The sequence below is a fragment of the Pseudomonas sp. ARP3 genome (assembly GCF_001029595.1).
Taxonomy (GTDB): Bacteria; Pseudomonadota; Gammaproteobacteria; order Pseudomonadales; family Pseudomonadaceae; genus Aquipseudomonas; species Aquipseudomonas rhodesiae.
Window position 1 is genome coordinate 64,771 of the sequence record NZ_LEKF01000019.1, and the last position, 18,213, is coordinate 82,983.

General features: G+C 57.8%; 16 protein-coding genes, 1 tRNA gene and 3 pseudogenes. 6 read left to right on the forward strand and 14 right to left on the reverse strand.

Annotated features, from left to right (window positions below; all coding sequences use genetic code 11):
• Window positions 1-82: 82 nt before the first annotated feature.
• From ABX75_RS20350 to ABX75_RS20370, 5 genes and pseudogenes are all read right to left on the reverse strand, one after another.
• A pseudogene (locus ABX75_RS20350) lies at window positions 83-1,513 on the reverse strand (IS1182 family transposase).
• Between the two features lie 245 nt (window positions 1,514-1,758).
• Entirely contained in the window at window positions 1,759-2,187 is a 429-nt protein-coding gene (locus tag ABX75_RS20355) for a cupin domain-containing protein (RefSeq protein WP_034114465.1), read from the reverse strand.
• Window positions 2,188-2,286: 99 nt separating this feature from the next.
• The gene (locus ABX75_RS20360) at window positions 2,287-4,671 is read right to left on the reverse strand and encodes a membrane-bound PQQ-dependent dehydrogenase, glucose/quinate/shikimate family (RefSeq protein WP_047882550.1); all 2,385 of its coding nucleotides are present in this window, start codon (window positions 4,669-4,671) and stop codon (window positions 2,287-2,289) included.
• A gap of 117 nt (window positions 4,672-4,788) precedes the next feature.
• A complete protein-coding gene (locus ABX75_RS20365; RefSeq protein ID WP_034097277.1) occupies window positions 4,789-5,553 on the reverse strand; it encodes an SDR family NAD(P)-dependent oxidoreductase in 765 nt (254 codons plus the stop codon).
• A gap of 42 nt (window positions 5,554-5,595) precedes the next feature.
• Window positions 5,596-6,843, reverse strand: a complete 1,248-nt coding sequence (locus ABX75_RS20370; RefSeq protein WP_082136180.1) for a multidrug effflux MFS transporter — start codon at window positions 6,841-6,843, stop codon at window positions 5,596-5,598.
• A gap of 321 nt (window positions 6,844-7,164) precedes the next feature.
• Here ABX75_RS20370 and ABX75_RS20375 point away from each other — a divergent pair, with 321 nt between their 5' ends.
• From ABX75_RS20375 to ABX75_RS20385, 3 genes are read left to right on the forward strand one after another with little or no spacing between them, the layout of a single operon-like run.
• Window positions 7,165-7,656: a cupin domain-containing protein gene (locus ABX75_RS20375; RefSeq protein WP_169869060.1), complete on the forward strand. Its 492-nt coding sequence runs from the start codon at window positions 7,165-7,167 to the stop codon at window positions 7,654-7,656.
• A complete protein-coding gene (locus ABX75_RS20380; protein ID WP_034097275.1) occupies window positions 7,653-8,441 on the forward strand; it encodes a carboxymuconolactone decarboxylase family protein in 789 nt (262 codons plus the stop codon). The genes ABX75_RS20375 and ABX75_RS20380 overlap by 4 nt, the downstream gene beginning before the upstream one ends.
• A gap of 13 nt (window positions 8,442-8,454) precedes the next feature.
• On the forward strand, window positions 8,455-9,654 hold the full coding sequence (locus ABX75_RS20385; protein WP_034114467.1) for an NAD(P)-dependent alcohol dehydrogenase: 1,200 nt from the start codon (window positions 8,455-8,457) through the stop codon (window positions 9,652-9,654).
• A 30-nt stretch (window positions 9,655-9,684) separates the two neighbouring features.
• Here the strand turns inward: ABX75_RS20385 and ABX75_RS20390 are convergent, their stop codons facing one another.
• The 5 genes from ABX75_RS20390 to ABX75_RS20415 all read right to left on the reverse strand — a co-directional run bounded on the left by ABX75_RS20390 (window position 9,685) and on the right by ABX75_RS20415 (window position 13,602).
• Window positions 9,685-10,602, reverse strand: a complete 918-nt coding sequence (locus ABX75_RS20390) for a LysR family transcriptional regulator (protein WP_034097271.1) — start codon at window positions 10,600-10,602, stop codon at window positions 9,685-9,687.
• Window positions 10,603-11,976: 1,374 nt separating this feature from the next.
• Window positions 11,977-12,525, reverse strand: a complete 549-nt coding sequence (locus ABX75_RS20400; RefSeq protein ID WP_034097269.1) for a hypothetical protein — start codon at window positions 12,523-12,525, stop codon at window positions 11,977-11,979.
• 20 nt (window positions 12,526-12,545) lie between these two features.
• Window positions 12,546-12,800 (reverse strand): hypothetical protein, encoded by a 255-nt coding sequence (locus ABX75_RS20405; RefSeq protein WP_034097267.1) that lies wholly within the window; start codon window positions 12,798-12,800, stop codon window positions 12,546-12,548.
• A 62-nt stretch (window positions 12,801-12,862) separates the two neighbouring features.
• A complete protein-coding gene (locus ABX75_RS20410) occupies window positions 12,863-13,177 on the reverse strand; it encodes a hypothetical protein (protein ID WP_053060099.1) in 315 nt (104 codons plus the stop codon).
• Window positions 13,178-13,188: 11 nt separating this feature from the next.
• Window positions 13,189-13,602, reverse strand: coding sequence for a hypothetical protein (locus ABX75_RS20415; protein WP_144419310.1), 414 nt, complete (start codon window positions 13,600-13,602; stop codon window positions 13,189-13,191).
• A gap of 212 nt (window positions 13,603-13,814) precedes the next feature.
• Between ABX75_RS20415 and ABX75_RS28655 the strand changes: the two are divergent.
• Window positions 13,815-13,957 (forward strand): annotated as a pseudogene (locus ABX75_RS28655) (integrase); the annotation flags it as partial.
• On the opposite strand, the gene tnpB reads toward ABX75_RS28655, so the two are convergent.
• Window positions 13,923-14,144 (reverse strand): IS66 family insertion sequence element accessory protein TnpB, encoded by a 222-nt coding sequence (tnpB, locus tag ABX75_RS20420; protein ID WP_103387545.1) that lies wholly within the window; start codon window positions 14,142-14,144, stop codon window positions 13,923-13,925. The pseudogene ABX75_RS28655 and the gene tnpB sit on opposite strands and share 35 nt — an antisense overlap.
• 568 nt (window positions 14,145-14,712) lie before the next feature.
• On the opposite strand from tnpB, the gene ABX75_RS20425 reads away from it, so the two are divergent.
• Together ABX75_RS20425 and ABX75_RS20430 are read left to right on the forward strand one after the other, a co-directional pair.
• Window positions 14,713-15,003 (forward strand): type II toxin-antitoxin system ParD family antitoxin, encoded by a 291-nt coding sequence (locus tag ABX75_RS20425; RefSeq protein WP_034097264.1) that lies wholly within the window; start codon window positions 14,713-14,715, stop codon window positions 15,001-15,003.
• A gap of 2 nt (window positions 15,004-15,005) precedes the next feature.
• The gene (locus ABX75_RS20430; protein ID WP_047882552.1) at window positions 15,006-15,362 is read left to right on the forward strand and encodes a type II toxin-antitoxin system RelE/ParE family toxin; all 357 of its coding nucleotides are present in this window, start codon (window positions 15,006-15,008) and stop codon (window positions 15,360-15,362) included.
• A 618-nt stretch (window positions 15,363-15,980) separates the two neighbouring features.
• On the opposite strand, the pseudogene ABX75_RS20435 reads toward ABX75_RS20430, so the two are convergent.
• From ABX75_RS20435 to pgsA, 3 genes and pseudogenes are all read right to left on the reverse strand, one after another.
• Window positions 15,981-17,267 (reverse strand): annotated as a pseudogene (locus ABX75_RS20435) (tyrosine-type recombinase/integrase); the annotation flags it as partial.
• A 230-nt stretch (window positions 17,268-17,497) separates the two neighbouring features.
• Window positions 17,498-17,573, reverse strand: a tRNA-Gly gene (locus ABX75_RS20440).
• A gap of 63 nt (window positions 17,574-17,636) precedes the next feature.
• Entirely contained in the window at window positions 17,637-18,197 is a 561-nt protein-coding gene (gene pgsA / locus ABX75_RS20445) for a CDP-diacylglycerol--glycerol-3-phosphate 3-phosphatidyltransferase (protein ID WP_034097260.1), read from the reverse strand.
• Between the last annotated feature and the right edge of the window lie 16 nt (window positions 18,198-18,213).

Genomic DNA, 18,213 nt, shown 5'->3' on the forward strand with positions numbered 1-18,213 from the left:
TTGCCACGATCAGCATCGGTAACGCTCCGGAGCGCTTATGAAGCGTTTTAGCGCAACCTGGAGCAGCAAAAGCCGGAGGTTTTTACGCCGCTATTGCCTTCAACAAGCCTTCGGCACCGATGATTCTCATGACCCGCTTCATGTTGTAGGCGAGCACATTTAGACTCATCTCCGCGCTGACGCCGGCCAGCCTACGCGTGAGGAAATGCGTGGATCCCATCCATTGTTTGAGCGTCCCGAAGGGATGCTCAACAGTGCGCTTTCGGACTCGCATCATGTCCGGCGCCTGGTTCAGCCGGTTCTGCATTTAGTCTAGCACGGCTTCATGCTCCCAACGCCGCACTCGTCGCTGCTTGCTCGGCGTGCACTGAGTTTTCAGGGCGCAGCTTTGGCAGTTCGAACTCCAGTAGCAGTGCATGTTCAGGCCTTTCTCGACGCTGGAGAAACGCCAAATCAATGCCTCGCCAGCCGGGCAAAGGTATTCATTTTTAGCTGCGTTAAAAACGAAGGCATCTTTGTTGAAACGCCCGTCCGCTTTAGCTCCTGAAGTCATCGACTTGGGTACATAGGCGGTAATTTTTGCATCATGGCAGGCCAGGATTTCCTCGCTTTTGAAGTAGCCTCGATCAGCCACGACGGACAGCGTTTCTGAACCAATGGCTTCCCGCGCCTGCTTCGCCATCGAGCTGAGTTGGTCGCGGTCAGAGCCAACGTTCGTGACCTCGTGAGCAACGATCAAATGGTGCTGGGTATCGACCGCCGTCTGTACGTTGTAGCCGACGATGCCATTGCCACGCGTCATCATCGAGCGGGCATCGGGGTCGGTCAGTGAGACCTGTTTGTCTGGAGAGTCGTTGAGCTGAGACTCGATCACCTGAAGCTCTTTCATCTGAGCTTTGAGCTTGGCGATTTTCTCTTCCAGGCGCGTAGCGTCTGGCTCAGCGGCGCTTGGCACTTGCCGATCAGCTGCATCAAGGGAGGTCAGCTAACGGTTGATGCTCGACTCGATTTCTCCCATTCGCCGCTTCAGTTTGGCGCTGGTGAAATTGCGGTCGCGGTTGTTCACTGCCTTGAATTTGCTGCCGTCGATGGCCACCAGGTTTTCGCTAAACAACCCCAACTGCTGGCACAGCACAACGAACTGGCGGCACACGCCGCGAATGGCTTTGCTGTTGTCTTTTCGGAAGTTGGCGATGGTTTTGAAGTCGGGCATCAAGCGCCCGGTTAACCACATCAATTCGATGTTGCGCTGGGCTTCTCGCTCAAGACGTCGACTCGATTGGATGCGATTGAGGTAGCCGTAGATATAGATCTTCAGCAGGATCGCAGGGTGATACGCAGGTCTGCCGGTTTCGGCGGGAATGACGCCATCAAAACCCAACGAGGCCAAATCGAGTTCATCGACGAAGGCATCAACCACCCGTACCGGGTTGGAATCGCTGACGTAGTCGTCGAGCCTCTCGGGAAGTAAGGTGCTTTGCCCTCGGTGCTCACCCTGGATAAACCGTTTCATGGGCTTCCCTTGCGATGAAATTCTCAGAAATCATAGCAAGGGTATGTCCGGGCGTTTTTACACACTCTGGGCCAGAAGCGGTCATTTAAAAAAAGACGGCTTCTGGCTCAGCATTTCCACAGTAGGTTGCAAGGATCGGTCAGCGGTGAAGCAGCACTGCGTCCTGAATACCAAGGCTTAGCCAAATGGGCCCGAGTGCGATCAATCAGTGATCATGAATAAATGTTAAATAGCTGACCAACGCTTCAGTGGCTGTGGTCATGAGGCGCAACAGCAGGACCAACGCCATATTCCTCGTCCGTAACCTTTTCCAACCATTCAACGTTTTTGCCATTCAACGCTTCTTGCACCGCAATGTGAGTCATTGAGGTGGTGGCGGTTGCGCCGTGCCAATGTTTGTGGCCGGGCGGGCACCAGATGACGTCGCCTGCACGAATCTCGACGATGGGCTCGCCTTCGCACTGCGTCCAGCCGCAGCCGGCGGTGACGATCAGGGTCTGTCCGAGCGGGTGGGTGTGCCAGGCAGTGCGTGCCCCGGGTTCGAAGGTCACACTGGCAACGGACACTCGGGCCGGTTCCGGCGGGAAGTTCAGGGGGTCGATCCTCACAGTACCGGTGAACCACTCCTCCGGGCCTTTGATGGAGGGCTGCGAACCTGGGCGTTTGAGTTCCATGACTTTTCCTTTCGTTTCGGTGTTGGTTTTGAGGTGTGTATGCAGCGGTGACCTGGGTCAGGCCGCTGCAATGCCGACTGATATCAGCGATGTCCGCCATCAGGCCTGATCAGGCAGCGCGTATGCCACGATGTAGTCTCCTTTTTGCGTAGTGGCGGAGTTGCCGCCCGCGCTGATGAGCACGAATTGCCTGCCGGTCTTGGGCGAGACGTAGGTCATTGGCGTCGCCTCAGCGCCGACCGGCAAACGTCCCTTCCAGAGTTCTTTGCCCGTGCGCACATCGAAGGCGCGGATGTAGAAATCCTGAGTGCCGGCCATGAACACCAACCCTGTCGAGGTGGTGATCGGACCACCCCGAGTAGGCATACCGATTGGCATCGACAAATGGGTTGCAATACCCAACGGACCGGTTTGCTCGGTCGTACCCAAGGGCGTTGACCATGCAATCTTGCGCGTCGCCAGATCAATGGCCGTGAGAGTGCCATAAGGCGGTTCCTGGCATGGGATGCCCAGCGGCGAGAGGAAGCGACCTTGCTCGATACCCCACGGAGTGCCCGCCTGCGGCGCGTTGCCTTCATGGCCACCGCCACTGAGGGTTTTCTCGTCGTAGGCGGCGCGTGGAATCATGCGATTCCAGATGGCAACGCGGGTGTCGTTGACGATCATGTAGCCAAGGTTTTCAGCGATGGAAACCGAACCCCAGTTCATGCCTCCCAACCAGCTCGGATACTGAATCGTCAGGCGCTCGCTCGGAGGCGTGAATTCACCCTCATAGCGCGCCTTGCGAAAATCGATTCGGCAGATCAACTGATCCAGCGGCGTGAGACCCCACATGCGCTTTTCGCTCAGAGGCTCGGTGCCAATGGACGGCATGCCCACAGAGTATGGCTGCGTCGGTTCGGTACGATCGTCAGCCACGCCGCCCTGTGGAACCGGTCGTTCCTCGACCTGCGCTATCGGGGTGCCGGTGCGACGGTCAAGCATGAAAATCTGGCCGCGCTTGGTGGTCTGGATGAGCGCCGGGAGCATGCCGCCATGGCCATCCGGAACGTCATAAAGCGCTGGCTGCGAGGGTACGTCGTAGTCCCACAGATCATGATGAACGGTCTGGAAACGCCAGCGTTCGCGGCCGTTAGCAATGTCCAGCGCGACGATGGAAGAGGAATAGCGATCATCGGCTTCGGTGCGATGGCCGCCCCAAAAATCCGGGGTCGCGTTGCCGGTCGGCAGGTAGATCAAACCCAGCGCATCATCGAAGGCAGGTGTGGACCAGACATTCGGTGTGCCGGGGGTGTAGGTTTGACCTTCTGGCGGCTCACGCGTAATCGCCGGATTACCCAGATCCCAGGCCCAGGCGAGTTGCCCGGTTCGCGCATTGAACGCGCGGACTACGCCAGACGGTTCGCCGGTTTTCTGGTTGTCCCACACCAGCCCGCCGACAACGATCAGATCACGAACCACTGTGGGTGCCGCAGTCGGAAAATACAGATCCTGATCCTGGCCTCCCATGCCGATGCGCAAACTCACGCTGCCATGGTCGCCAAAGTCAGTACAGGCCTGCCCGGTCCGCGCATCCACTGCGACCAGTCGTGCATCGACGGTGGTGGCGATGATCCGTCGCGCACAGGCTTGCGGGCCAGCAGCCGTGACAGTGGCGGCCTGCTCAGGTGTCGCGTCGTAGTAACCCACGCCGCGACAGCGCGGGTAGGTGTTGTTGGCTTGCACCTTGGGATCGTGATGCCAGATCTCCTTGCCGGTGTCGGCGTCGAGCGCGAACAACTGACTGGACTGGGTGCAGCCGTAGACCATGCCGTTGACATGAAGCGGCGTCACGACATGGCCCTGGCTGCCTGCGGGAATTTCGCCTGTCCGGTAAGTCCACGCCACCTTCAGACCCGATACGTTCTGCGGTGTGATCTGGTCGACCACCGCATGGCGTGTGCCTGAAGGTGTGTGACCGAAATAGCGCCAGTCGGTCGCAGGCTCAACCGTTCCGACTGCCTTGCCCGGCACAGGCGCTGGCGTTCCGTCAGCCGTCTGGATAGGCTGCGGTTGCAGCGCCGTGTAAAAGGTTACGCCCAGACCAACCGCCACCACTGCCGCCGTAAGGTATGCCAGCGGTGCCGATGCGGGACGTCGGCGAGCCCGCAGATGCGGGGCCGCCAGCAGCACAAAAACCAACGCCACGCCCAACGCGAACAGCCGGGAAAACAGTGGCCAGAACGCCAGGCCCACATCCCACACCGACCAGACAACCGACGCGGCGAACACCAGCAGATACACCACCGCTCCCGGTAACCGCTGCCGTATCAAAAACAGGCCGCTGACAAACAGTCCCGCTCCCGCCAACGCGAAATACCACGACCCGCCCAGCACGACGAGATACCCGCCCCCCACAAGCAACGCCAAACCAACAAGTAAGACGACGATACCGAGGATGATCAGCAGTGCAGTTGTTAACCTGGAAGTGTTCAATGGCGGCATGGGTCTGGGTTCCTTTCAGATGATTTCAGGCGAAGCGTGGCCACGACTTCAACAAGGTTGAAATCTGAAATCCGGGGTTTTGTCGTTAGGCGTCAGGTGTATGCGGCTGCAATCACATCAGCGCATGATGAACCCGCCGTCCACGGAGATGGACTGGCCAGTGACATAGCTTGAAGTCGAACTGCTCAGCCAGAGCACGGCATCGGCAATCTCTTCAGGTTTTCCATGACGGCCCATCGGAATCATCCGGGTCATGCCAGCTAGCGCGTCACCCTGCCCCGCTGCGACCATCTGATCGGCCATCGGCGTCCATATCAGCCCTGGGCAGACCGCGTTAATGCGGATGTTGCGAGCGGCGTATTCCAGGGCCGCGCTCTTGGTCAGGCCGATCACGCCGTGCTTCGCCGCGTGATAGTTGGCACGCTCGGCACCACCCACCAGGCCACCCAAAGACGAGCAATTGACGATGGTGCCGCTGCCTTGGCGGCGCATGTGTTCCAATTCGAACTTCATGCAGCTCCAGACGCCGCGCAGGTTGACCGACATGACCTTGTCGTAGTCCTCGACCGTCGCATCGGCGATTTCCGCCAGCTTGTTCTGGATACCGGCGTTGTTGAACGCCGCGTCCAGACGGCCAAAAGTGGCGACGGCTGCCTTGACCATCGCTTCGACCTGATCCATGTCAGAGACGTCGCAACGAATACCGATGGCGCGATGACCTTCGGCGATCAAAGCCTCGGCAGCCGCCTGCGCGGCTTCGCCGTTGACGTCGGCCAATGCCACAGCGGCACCTGCACGGGCAAAGGCCTGCGCGGTCGCCAGACCGATACCGGACGCAGCGCCGGTGACCAGTGCGACCTGATTCTCGAATGAAAAGCTCATGGGGGTGTTCCTCAGTTTCAATGGTTCAAGTTCTAAAATGGATCAGTGATCGTCAGGGGCGCGCAGCACCCATACCGCGCTGGCAAGGCAACCCACTCCGCAAACGGCCAGTACCAACCCCATCGGCCAGGGTGTGCCGTCAGCGAAAATCGCCACAAGCGCCGAGCCGAAAATGCCCGCGCCGTATTGCAGAGCACCGGCCAGCGCCGAGGCTGAGCCTGCGAACTCAGGCATACAGCCCAGCGCACCCGAGATCGAGTTCGCCAACACCAGCCCTGTGGCTGATACGAATAAAAGGCAGCCGCAGATCATCAGAGGCAGTCCGCCCAGATCGGCCCACGTATTGATGGCGAGCACCAGTCCGGCCACGCAAGAGACCAACCCACCCACGGTCATCATCGTGTCGCTGGTGTAGCGGTTGAGCAGCCTGGCGTTGATCTGATTGGTGAGCATCAGCCCGACGATCCCGGCGCCAAACAAGGCGCCGTACCATTGGGGAGTGACGTGGTGGTAGGTGATGTAGGCAAACGGAGAGCCGGCGATGTAGGCGAACGTTCCGGCGTAAAAGAACCCACCCGCAGCGACATAACCAATGAATTTGCGGTGGCTTAGCAAACTTCCGTAGCGCATCAGGATTGCACGGGGTGAAGTAGGCGTTCGACGGCGAACTGGAAGGGTCTCGGGCAGCCACAGTAGACTGGCCAATGTCGTCAGCGCGACCAGCACCAGCGTCCAGAAGATCGCCTGCCAGGACAACCAGTGCAGAATCTGCCCACCCACAGTCGGACCGGCCAATGGGGCAATTGCCATGATGGTCATCAGCGTCGACATCTTCTGCGCTGCCCGCTGGCCTTCGTAAAGGTCGCGTACCATGGCTCGTGCCAGGACGACATTGGCGCACGCGCCCAATGCCTGAACAACTCGCCAGAAAATGATCGTCGAGCCGTCAGCAGCAAGCGCGCAGCCGCTGGAACCGATGATGAACAGCAGCAACCCCAGCGCGACTGGCAGGCGCCGCCCGAAGCGATCACTGAACGGCCCCCAGAACAGCTGGCCCAGACTGAACCCCGCCAGATAACCGCTGACCGTCAGTTCCATCATGCCGCTGGTGGCATGCAGCGACGTCGCCATGACCGGCATCGCGGGCAGGTAGAGGTCAGTGGAAATAGAGGCGAACGCCAACAATGCACTGAGAATCAACAGAACCCGCAGCCCATGCTCAACAGTATTTTTCGATACATCGGCCAGCGCGACGTCACTACGCGGCGCAATCAACTCCAGTTTGCTCACTGTGTGTTCTCTCGGGGAAAATACGAATGCTTGCCGCGCAGGATTATTCTCCTGGAGCCTTGATCTTCAATGCTGGAAAGGGGAACGCGACGCCATTGTTCGATGGGATTACGGTAATCAACCTCGATTGAGACGATAACCCGCCAAGATCGGGATGTTCCTGTGAGGAATGCTCATCAATAGTCCCCGCCGCGTTGGCAGTGGTCTGACGGCCTACTGATGAGCATTGCTCATCGCTTCATGCAGGATTTGAGGGGTAGTTCTGTCGAAGATGTTCCTCTAGCGTTTCAGCTCCTCCGAATAACGAGCAGGAGCTTACCGATGAAAGCACTCGCCACCCTATCTGCGCTGGCCGCGACATTGATGGCCTCAATGTCTGGTTACGGCGCCGAAATTCCCACCGAGAAAACCATGAACGTGGTTCGCAACGGCGAGCAGGCGTCCATAATGGGTGCGCCCGGAAATTTTGTGGGTAGCGCCCGGATCGATCCTCTGATTGCGGTACGTGCACCCTCGAAAGTGTCGGCAGGTGCAGTGACCTTTCAGCCCGGCGCGCGCTCGGTGTGGCACACCCATCCCTTGGGGCAGGCATTGGTCGTCACGGCTGGCATGGGCTGGATCCAGCAGGAAAACGGCGAGAAAATCGTTATCAAGCCTGGCGATGTGATCTGGACGCCACCCGGCGTCAAACACTGGCATGGCGCGACTGCAACGACCGGGATGAGCCACATTGCGATCCAGGAGTCTCAGGATGGCAAGAATGTGGAGTGGCTGGAGCCTGTCACTGAGGCACAGTACGAGGCGTCGCGATGAAATGGGCAAAGGCCGGACTGGCCTCACTGTCATTGTTGCTGGCAGCGTGCTCCAACCATACGCCCGGCGACTCGGCTCAAGTACCTCCTGTTCCAAGCCTGGATGACATGCGTGCCGTGTCTCCAACGTTGGCACACAACACTGAATCGATGCTGCTCGGAGAAGTGTGGAAACGCCCCGGGTTGTCTCCTCGCGACCGCAGTCTGGTCACCCTCGCAGTGCTGATTTCCAAGCAGCAAACGGTCGAATTGGCCTACCACCTGAACCTGGCCTTGGATAACGGCGTTAAGCCTTCGGAAATTTCCGAAGTCATCAACCATCTGGCTTTCTACACCGGTTGGGGCAATGCCACCGCAACCATCCTGGTGACCAAGCAGGTGTTCGCCCAGCGCGGCGTCACAGTGGAGCAACTCCCCCCCGTGTCCCCTCCGCTGCTACCTATCGACCAAGCATCCGAGAAAGTTCGCACGACCTTTGTCGACAAGACAGTCGGTCCGGTATCACCGGGTGTGGTGCATTACACCAGCGCTGCGCTCTTTCATGACTTGTGGCTACGACCCGGGCTCGCCCCACGAGATCGAAGCCTCATAACGGTCAGCGCTCTAATCGCCACCGGGCAGGTCGCACAGCTCGGCGCACACCTCAACCGAGCCATGGACAACGGGCTGACTCAGGGAGAAGCCTCTGAGGTGCTGACACAACTGGCGTTCTACACCGGATGGCCAAATGTGTTTACCGCAGTGCCTGTGGTCAACGATGTATTTGCTGGCCGCAAGAAAACCTAAGGAGCGAAGCTGCATGAGTGAAAAGACATCTGACGCGACGCCTTCGGCCATGAGTCGGCGCAAAGTACTGATGGCGGGAGCAGGACTGGCGGCTGCTCCCTTGCTGAGCGGAGCAGGCGAATCAGTAGCCCAGGCTTCGGAACCCGCACAACTCAAAGGGCCGTTCAGCGTCCGTGCCTACGGCACGAAAGGGGCCAGGGCGGGCTTTGCGCCCATGCAGATCCAGCGCCGGGCCGTAGGCCCCAAAGATGTGTTGATCGATATTGAGTATGCAGGCGTCTGCCACTCGGATATCCACATCGCACACAGCGAATGGTCCGAGACACCCTACCCCTGCGTGCCTGGCCATGAAATTGTCGGAAAGGTCTCAGCTGTTGGAGCGCAGGTCAGCAAATTCAAGGTGGGTGATTATGCAGGTGTCGGGTGCATGGTGGACGCTTGCGGTAACTGCGAAAACTGCCTGGCAGACCGCGAACAGAACTGTCTCGAAGGGACGACATTCACCTACGCATCCCCAGACAAGGTGTTGGGAGGGATGACGTATGGCGGCTACTCGGAACGCATCGTGGTGGCCGAGCATTTTGCGATCCGCATGCCGTCGGGCGCCAACCTGGCAGCCATGACGCCACTGCTTTGCGCGGGCGTCACGACCTTCTCACCGATGCAGCACTGGAACCTCAAACCTGGGCAAAAAGTCGCCGTCATCGGCCTGGGAGGATTAGGACATGTTGCAGTGAAACTGGGTGCCGCTCGGCGAGCCGAGGTGACGGTCTTCACCACCACTGCCAGCAAAGTTCAGGACGCCAAGCGCTTGGGTGCGGGTGAGGCGATCTTGTGGAGCGATGAAGCAGCCTTTGCTCGACTCGCCAACCACTTCGACCTGATCATTTCCACGGTGCCGCAGGCCTACCCCATGCAGCGCTTCGTCAACCTGCTGAAACTGGATGCGACGTTCGTTAATGTCGGCGCTCTGGATGACTTGCAAGGATTGAGCGGAATGCTGATGGCGTTTGGGCGCAAAACATTCGCTGGATCCCTGATTGGCGGGATCGCCGAAACTCAGGAAGTCATCGACTACTGTGCGGCACGCAACATCACCGCGGATATCGAATTGATCAATCCAGACGAGATTGACCGGGCCTATGCACGAGTTGTCGATAAGGATGTGCGCTATCGATTCGTCGTCGATATAGCCGCCTCGAAACGAGCCTGAGATACCCAGCCGCGTCGAGGTCTGATGCGGCTACGGCAGGCACTCGCCCATTGGTTTAAGTTCCCTGATCAGGTCGATCAACAGCGTAAGGCCCATCGGGACCTGCCGGTGGCTCGAAAAGTACATGTGGAATCCCGGGGCTACGCTGGCCCAGTCATCGAGCACCCGGATCACCTCCCCGCGCGCCACCAGAGGAGCAATCGCAGGCTCCGGGGCGTACATCAGACCAGCTCCCTGGCGCACCAGCGAAAGCCCGACGCGTGTTTCGTCGATGGTGATGCAGCCCGGGACGGCAATTGCCAACTGCTCATCGTCCTTTTCGAATTCCCAGTCATACATGGCACCATTGCCCAGGCGAATGCGCAGGCAGCGATGTTGCACAAGATCGTTCGGATGCTGTGGCACGCCGAAACGTTTGAGATAGCCCCGACTGCCCGCCACCACCCAGCGGATGTCCGGCGACAGACGCTGAGCGATCATGTCCTCGGGCACCGTACCGCCGTAACGGATACCGGCATCGTGCCCGCCGCCGATGACGTCGACGATCAGGTTGGTGACTGTCAAATCGACTTGCATGTCCGGGTAGCGGTCGTTAAACACCGGGAGAACCGGGCCCAACAAGAGATCGGCAGCGTCACTGAGAAGATTAAGACGAATACGCCCGGTAGGCTCATCCCGATAACGATTCAACGCTTCGGCTGCTTGAGCGATTTCGTCCATAGGTTTGCAGATAAAGCCGTGCAACTCCTCGCCTGCCGCCGTCAGCGTGACACTGCGAGTGGTGCGGTTGAGGAGACGAACGCCGAGACGCGTCTCAAGCCCCTTGATGGCATGGCTCAACGCAGACGCACTGATGCCAACCTCCTTGCCCGCCCGGCTGAAGTTCTCGTGCCGGACAATGGCCAGGAAATAAACGAAATCGGCAAGATTCGCACGGTTAAGATTCATATCCCATGGTCCGTTCGTGATGGACGAGGCCCCGTTAGCCATCCAAAGTGGCCACCATTCTACGGGTTATGGAGCTGATGACCGATGAGCATTAATCAGCACATAAGTATAAATTGCTCATCAGTATTTTTAGGGTCGATTGTGCGCGTGTTATGGGCTCCACCCTCACGAATCTGCTTAATGAGTTGCGAGTGACACGAGTAGTCGGTAATCGACATCGGTTCTGATTCGCGAGGAGCTGTACCGGACGTCCTAATGTTCTGTCGGGGATGAGCGATTGGAACGTCACCTAGCAGCTAATACCCAACTGTGAGGCAGTCTAGGGAGCTAGCCCCGGGATGACCGCTTTGGGTCGAAAGTCGTCAATCGCGAAGCGCAGCTATTGGCCGGGAGCTGCGGTACGCAACTGAAAGCTTCCGGCCCAAAAAAGCGGCTCCGAATCGCCGAATGAAGGCTAAGAAACCTGATCACCGATCACTATGATGGGTGCTCCGAAGGTTACATCAGATAGCCGAGTAGCCTCAGCTAATGCCCGTAAAGGGGCAGGCAAATCGAAAAGTGTCAGTGGATTCAGTGGGCGGCATTGCAGCTCATACCCCCTCAAGGCTTGGCGTGAATCGCGATGAACGTCTGACCAGTCGTACGAGAAGAACCCACGTTTGGCAAATTCAACGAAAGCGTTTACGCCAGCCCTGGCAGTGACCCGATCTGCATCGGACACCTCCGGCAATGAGAGGACAAATTCTTCGGAGTTTTCGACGGAGGGCATTGCGGAATCAGGAACCGGCCCCGGCCCCCCCGTAGTGAAGAGCGCAACCTGCCCGACGGCGTCGGTGGCGACCCATCCAACATCAAAGTCCTGGAGAACGAAGGGAGCCACCATTTGCACCTACTTTATAAAAAGGGACGAGCTGATTTCCTAACTCTACTTGCCAGCCCAGAGTGTGTAAAAGCGCGCCGGCAAACTCTTAAAGCGGGAAGAAATTCGACAAGTTCATTGTCCCAGCTTTAAACATCCGGTTCTGGCCGTTTTCTGCCTGTGACGACCGATTGAATTCGGCCATAAGCGGACATGTCAGAAAAATTGTGGTCGGTGATGCCATCTATCTCCATCTCGTGACAGCGCCAGAAAACGCTTGGCCTTTGTCTGGATGTCTACCTCAAAAGCGGACGACCAACTCGGTTCTGGTTTCGCCCAGCTTGCCTCCTCCGCAAGTGCAAGCTGGCTCACTTCTCTGCCTCTTGGATACGCCTGGTATGTCAAGTCGGCTAAAGGCCACGCCCCCGATGCGCATTGATTCGGCTCACGTTTAGGTTTGAACTATCCGCAATGTCCGGATAGCTACCTATCGCTGGAATTCTGAATATCCCAAGCTAAAAGGCATCCAATGCTCTACACAGCCCTGCCTTCTCAACAGGCTCGTTTTCAGGTTTTCCAGCTGGGTTTAAGCGCTGCAACGCGACCAGGCACTGGCCACCGTCGAGCAGGATCAGTTCGTAATCTTGCCCGGCCTTGGGGGTGAAGTGAAAGCTTTGCCTGCATCTATAGGAATTACCGCCGGAAACATAGCCCTCACTCTGGAAGTTCATGGCAAAAGGCTTGTTCGCCGGCACCTTCAGTTCGCTACGCGCGGAGCCTTGCGGCTCCACCCGGCGGTTGCTCTCGGGCATGCCCAGGCTGCGACCATTATTCTGCCCCGCAAAGCCGGACTCGGACACGGCCATCACCCCGGCGCCAGGCACACGCCAGTCGATGCAGTCACGGCCCGGCACGCCGCGCGCCATGCCATTGGTGATCACACGCAAGCGTGCGGTATCCCCGGATGTGGGTTCAACATAGGCCGTATTGTAAGCACGGATATTGGAAATATTGCCGCAGCCACTCACGGCCAGAGCCAGGCCTGCGATCAGAAACGCTCTCATGGAAATCCTTTTTTTGAGGCTTAACGGCAGTGATAAGGGCTTTCGCTGCGCAGTTCCTCGCCGGTGCGGGCATCGCGAATGATGACCGTCGCCCCCGGCGCATTGAGGCAGAACGCATTGCGTATGGGGTAGATGTTATGGCCCTCGGCGGTGAAGGTGCCAAGCTTGGTTAACGGGCCGCCGGAGGCGTCCTGAGCCGTCACGGTGTATTCACCCGACATGGTCAGACAGCCGCTCAGTAACAGCGCCAAGGTGGCGCAGATTGGATATTTCACAGGTGATGTCCCTATCGTGTTGAGTGACGAGCCCTCAAAAAGAAGGCGGTTTTTTTGTGGTTTCATTGCGCCGACTCGCAGGCCTTCAACGGCTCCTTGGGGTGCGATGCACAGATATCGAAACCGTCACGCCGGGTGTAGCCCGCGCGCTTCATACACACAAAGCGCTGGGCCATCTCCTGGAAGCTGGCCCTGGGATCAATGCCGGAACCATTCTTTTCACCACACGCCAACATGGACGCAACCACATCCTGGTGGCTGGCGCCGGGCTTCTCCCACAAGTCGGCATCGGCCGTGGGGGGCTGGAAGGGCTTGCTAAAGCAAGCGCTGACAAAAGGTGCAATCAACACAATTAACGCCAGACGTTTGAGCTGCATCCTGAATTTCCTTATTTGCGCGGGCTCACCGGCGCCAGCACGGGCCGACCCTCGGGCCAGTATCGTGTGCAGGCATTTGGGCCGTAGGCGTAACAGCTGTGCATTGTCGTCTCGCCCTTCAATACGTTGATAAGCTCTTTGAACAGGCTACTGCCCAGGGGTATCACCCCGCCGGTGCCTGGGTTATTGCCCATGATGAACCACGTACCTACCGGGTCGTAGTTATGGACCTCGTACTTGAGGACCAGGTTCGCCCGTTCGACGGAGTCGGTGACGGCTGCGCGATTTTGCAAATAGGCCAGCTGTTCATCGGCGCGATAGACATTGAATGCACCGCCAAAGTCATACACCGTGGTTTTTCTAAGCATGCCTTGGGCGTCCGGTAGATTGGCAATGGAATCTCGCGAGATACTTATCAAAACCATCGGGCGCCCCCTCCAGCTTAATTAGCCATGACATGCGCTACTCCTTGCGGTGCTCTAGCAATCGAAAAAGTCTCGACACTAGCACTTTGGCACCCAGTAGCTTCATCCGCCCCATACCTCGAGCCGTGAGCTATTACTGGAGCAACTTCTGCGGAGGAAATGAGCGGCCGTAAAAGCTTACTGGCGTTGCTGGCTCTCACAGACCAGCCCTGACCCGGCAGTACGCCCGAATCGTCAAGCGTGGAAAAAAGCTATTGGCCTTGAACCGGCTATGTTCGGCACCCACATGATGAGACGTATGAAGGCGTCACTGACCTATCTCAGGACCAGAAACCTGAGGGCACTTCAGCTCCTAGCACCTTTATGCGATTGGCGCGGCTGTTGGCGAACAGATAAGCGCAGTGCGGCTGCGCCGCACCGAACACCACGATCGCCTTAGCTAACGCAGTTTCGGTACCAGCGCGCATGTCCATCGGAGCGGTGACGAGCCAGATGGCGTCGATGCGGATCATCGCAACAGGTCTCGAAGAAAGGTCGCGCATGCAGCAGCATTTTCAGTGGGCCAGTTCAATTTAACGATGCCGCGTGGGTGCTGGATCTCAACGCAGATATTCGATGACGCTGCGTGCGAACTTGCTGCGGCCAACGGCATGGGTAATGGAATAAATTCATTTTAAAGCACGACGCTTTTGTGCATGTGCACCCGAATCCATTCGTGGACGAGGTTTGCGTTGAGGCTATGGCTGACTGGCAATCGAAGCATCGCGCTGGGCACACTCTTGAATGACCTGGGCCTTGAAGGATTTGGAATAGGAACGGCGTGTTGGCTGCATGAAATACCCGCTTAAACGGCTAGAGCTGGTGCCCACTTAAATTTAAGTGCACACCATCTCTTGGCTTTGCGGGGCTGGGTAGATGACTTGGCCGGACGCATACAATCAATCTACAGGTTGTTTTATTAATGGGTGGATCACTTTGAATCTTGCTGATTAGCGCCGAGTCAGCCATCAGCTGATCGCCGAATGTCGGCCCCAAACTATTCCCCTGAACGAAAATGGCATAATATGCCAACAATCAAAAGTACCTGTTTGCATGGACCTGGAGCTAGTTATGGCGACGCGAAACGTTGTGCTCACTCCTCACCAGGAACAGGTTATCCAGGACCTGGTGCAGTCCGGCCGTTATCAGAATGCCAGCGAAGTGATGCGAGAAGGTTTGCGCCTATTGGAACAGCGCGTCGCCGAAGACACCGCCAAAATTGAGGCCCTGCGTCAGGCGACCTCGATCGGCATCATGGATCTTGAGCACGGGCACTTTACTCAGTTGAACGAAGGAGATCTGGAGCACTACCTCGAGGGCTTGAGCCTGGAGGCCACCCTCCCCGCGCGCGAGAAACACTGAGCATGCCGCAATATCGGATTTCCAACGCGGCGCGCACCGACATTGTCGACATCCTCAGGCTCTCCCAGACGCAGTTCGGCGATCAAGCACGCCACCGCTACCAGGCGCTGATCCTCTCCGCATTACAAGCTATCGCCGACACGCCCTATCGAATTGGCAGCCACGACCGCGATGAGCTTGCACCGGGCCTTCGCAGCTATCACCTCATCTACTCACGCCAGCAGGCTAAACATCCCCATGGAACGGTCAAAAGCCCGCGCCATGTCGTGTTCTATCGCTTGGCAAACGACGACGTGATCGAGGTCGTCCGACTCCTGCATGAGGCCATGGAAGTGCAGTTGCACTTGCCTAACGACTGATCACCGACCTGGCCCAAAGGCTTAACTGGCCATGAACAGCGAAGGATAGGTGCTGAAAAACAGACCCGACAACGCCGCTTAAAGGTATCGACTCATCACCCACGTCCTCTTTCGAACGAGCAAGGGTTTGCCAGATACGGGTCGCTCATCCAGTATAAGGAGGCGCACTGAATATCAGCCACGGCCACCGAGGTCCGTGTCAGAAATCGCCATTCGCGATCGCTCGTACACCCGGTGCGAGCAGGGGCAAATCTGGGGGCATATTTTAGATTTTTTGAGCTGAAAATATTGTCCTTGAGCCCAGTGAAAATGTTTTTCGGCGTTCCCGAGAGTCTTTAAGTGCCTTCAAAGTCATTAATTTTGGCGAATTTGATAAATACTCAAAATGACGCAACCCCGAGTTCGCCACCCACGCGCTTGGACGTCACCTGGTTCTCGAGAATGCCCCATGAACAACCAAACCTTATATGAAATTCTAGGGTACCTGTTGCGCGACCCGCAGGCAGTGATGCCGTCAGCTACGTTCGACAACCCCCTATCTGCGACTGACCCAAGGCCCTATCCCGCCTGCACAGCCAAAGCAACCGCAGGATTCAGCTCTACCCCCTCGCCCAACTGAGGCACGCCCTCCAGACGAATGATCAGTCGTGTACTGGCAGCTTTCAGATTGCCCCGCTCCAGCAGATCCAGCCGATTGGCCCAGTCCTGCATCATGTGCCGCCGCAACTCCACGTACTCGGCGTGGTTGTAGGTGGCACTGGTCTTGTCTGGATCCGCGTGGGATAGCTGGGCGTCAATCCACGGTTTGGGGTAACCGATCTCATGCAACGCAGTGGACAGCGTGGCCCTGATTCCATGCCCCGTCAGTTGATCGACATAACCCATCCGGCGCAGGGCGCCATTGAGGGTGTTTTCACTGATCCGCTGGTCCAGGTTACTGCGATGGGCCAGCAAGTGGCGTTGCGCGGGACGCACTCGCTTCAACAGTTGGCGCACCACCTCCATCGCCTGAGTCGACAGCGGCACGATATAGGGAGGGATGTCCTGCGCACGCCTGCGCTTTTTGCGCATCTTCAGTTGCAACTGCTTGACCACCTCGGAGGGAATGGTCCACAACCCTCGCTCAAGATCAAACTGAGCGGGGGTCGCCCAACGCAGTTCTCCCGTGCGTACTCCCGTCAACAGCAACAGCCGTATTCCTAACCGCGTTTGTTCCATCCCGCCGTAATCACGCAAGGTGTGTAACAAGGCCGGAAGCTCGGCCATACGCAGGAAGGGTTGATGGACCACCGACGGCTTGGGCATCGCCACCACGTCCAGGTCTGAGGCGGGGTTCTGCTCTAGCGCCGGAACCTTGACCATGGCGAAACGAAACAGCTGATTGAACCAGGTCCGGCACTTCTCGGCAGTCGTGAACGCGCCGCGCTGCTCGATCCGCGCCAACACCGCTAGCAGATCAGGGCGACGAATGTCACCGATGGAGCACAGGCCAAGCGTGGGCAGCACGTCCTTGCCAAAGATCCGCCGAATCTGAGACAGCGTGCTTTGCCGGCCTTCCTTGAGGGAGAGCGACCGATGCTCGACCCAGTGGTCGAACGTACTCTTAAATGTGTTTTCTTCTGCCAGCCGGTCAGCTTCACGGGTGTGCCGGCGATGCGCCTGGGGGTTGACCCCTTGCGCCAATAATTTGCGCGCTTCGTCCCGAAGGGAACGCGCCTCACGCAAACTGACTTCGGGATAGGTGCCCATCGACATGCGCTTTTGCTTACCGTTCCAGCAGTAACGGAAGTGCCACGAACGCCCGCCCGAAGCCGTCACCGCCAGGGACAGACCGTCAATATCGCCGAGAGTGTAGTCTTTGCCGGTGGGCTTGGCCTGCCGGACGGCAGCATCTGAAAGAGCCATGCTTCTAGCCTCCTGAAGGTTGGATTCAGGGCTAGATGTTCAGCAAATGACTCGTTGGGCTCCTGCAACAATCCGATCTCGAAGCCCGCCATTTTTATGGACTAGATTCTGGACTAAATCTAGTCCAGATACCCGTAGCTTTGAGTGGATGCCAACGGAACGAAAAAAGACGCCTAAGCGTCTATTTTCAATGACTTACAGACTTCCATGGAACTCTGTAGATCTATATTTGGAGCGGGAAACGAGACTCGAACTCGCGACCCCGACCTTGGCAAGGTCGTGCTCTACCAACTGAGCTATTCCCGCGTCTTGGTGGTGCGCATTCTATAGAATCCTCATCACCCGTCAACCCCTTGATTCAAAAATGTTTTATTTCTTTTCAACGGTGGTGCGCAGATGAGGCCAGGCGGCGCGTAAATATTGGAGCATGGACCACAAGGTGAGGCCAGCGGCGATGAGCAGTAAGGCGTAGCCCAACAGGACCCAAAAGGTGAAATCGGACGGATTGGCCAGCAGGATCACCAGGGCAAGCATCTGCGCAGCGGTTTTCCACTTGCCCATGTTGGAGACCGCAACGTGGGCGCGGGCGCCGATTTCGGCCATCCATTCACGCAGGGCCGACACCACGATCTCGCGGCCGATGATCACGGCGGCAGGCAACGTGAGCCACAGGTTGCCGTGCTCCTGTACCAGCAGCACCAGGGCCACAGCCACCATCAGCTTGTCGGCCACGGGATCGAGAAATGCGCCGAACGGCGTGCTCTGCTCCAGGCGACGCGCCAGGTAGCCATCGAGCCAGTCGGTCGCTGCCGCGAAGGCGAATACCGAACTTGAGGCCAGGTAGCTCCATTGGTAGGGCAAATAAAACAGCAAAATAAAAATCGGGATGAGCAGGACGCGTAGAACGGTAATCAGATTAGGGATATTCATCGGCACAACTGGCTAC

Excerpts from the sequence above, each read along its gene's own strand:
- ABX75_RS20375 (WP_169869060.1), top strand. The coding sequence starts at position 7,165 with ATGAAAGCACTCGCCACCCTATCTGCGCTGGCCGCGACATTGATGGCC.
- ABX75_RS20430 (WP_047882552.1), top strand. The coding sequence starts at position 15,006 with ATGCCGCAATATCGGATTTCCAACGCGGCGCGCACCGACATTGTCGAC.
- ABX75_RS20355 (WP_034114465.1), bottom strand. The coding sequence starts at position 2,187 with ATGGAACTCAAACGCCCAGGTTCGCAGCCCTCCATCAAAGGCCCGGAG.
- ABX75_RS20365 (WP_034097277.1), bottom strand. The coding sequence starts at position 5,553 with ATGAGCTTTTCATTCGAGAATCAGGTCGCACTGGTCACCGGCGCTGCG.
- pgsA (WP_034097260.1), bottom strand. The coding sequence starts at position 18,197 with ATGAATATCCCTAATCTGATTACCGTTCTACGCGTCCTGCTCATCCCG.
- ABX75_RS20425 (WP_034097264.1), top strand. The coding sequence starts at position 14,713 with ATGGCGACGCGAAACGTTGTGCTCACTCCTCACCAGGAACAGGTTATC.
- ABX75_RS20410 (WP_053060099.1), bottom strand. The coding sequence starts at position 13,177 with ATGCAGCTCAAACGTCTGGCGTTAATTGTGTTGATTGCACCTTTTGTC.
- ABX75_RS20390 (WP_034097271.1), bottom strand. The coding sequence starts at position 10,602 with ATGAATCTTAACCGTGCGAATCTTGCCGATTTCGTTTATTTCCTGGCC.
- ABX75_RS20380 (WP_034097275.1), top strand. The coding sequence starts at position 7,653 with ATGAAATGGGCAAAGGCCGGACTGGCCTCACTGTCATTGTTGCTGGCA.
- ABX75_RS20415 (WP_144419310.1), bottom strand. The coding sequence starts at position 13,602 with ATGGTTTTGATAAGTATCTCGCGAGATTCCATTGCCAATCTACCGGAC.
- ABX75_RS20400 (WP_034097269.1), bottom strand. The coding sequence starts at position 12,525 with ATGAGAGCGTTTCTGATCGCAGGCCTGGCTCTGGCCGTGAGTGGCTGC.
- ABX75_RS20385 (WP_034114467.1), top strand. The coding sequence starts at position 8,455 with ATGAGTGAAAAGACATCTGACGCGACGCCTTCGGCCATGAGTCGGCGC.
- ABX75_RS20360 (WP_047882550.1), bottom strand. The coding sequence starts at position 4,671 with ATGCCGCCATTGAACACTTCCAGGTTAACAACTGCACTGCTGATCATC.
- tnpB (WP_103387545.1), bottom strand. The coding sequence starts at position 14,144 with ATGCGCGACCTTTCTTCGAGACCTGTTGCGATGATCCGCATCGACGCC.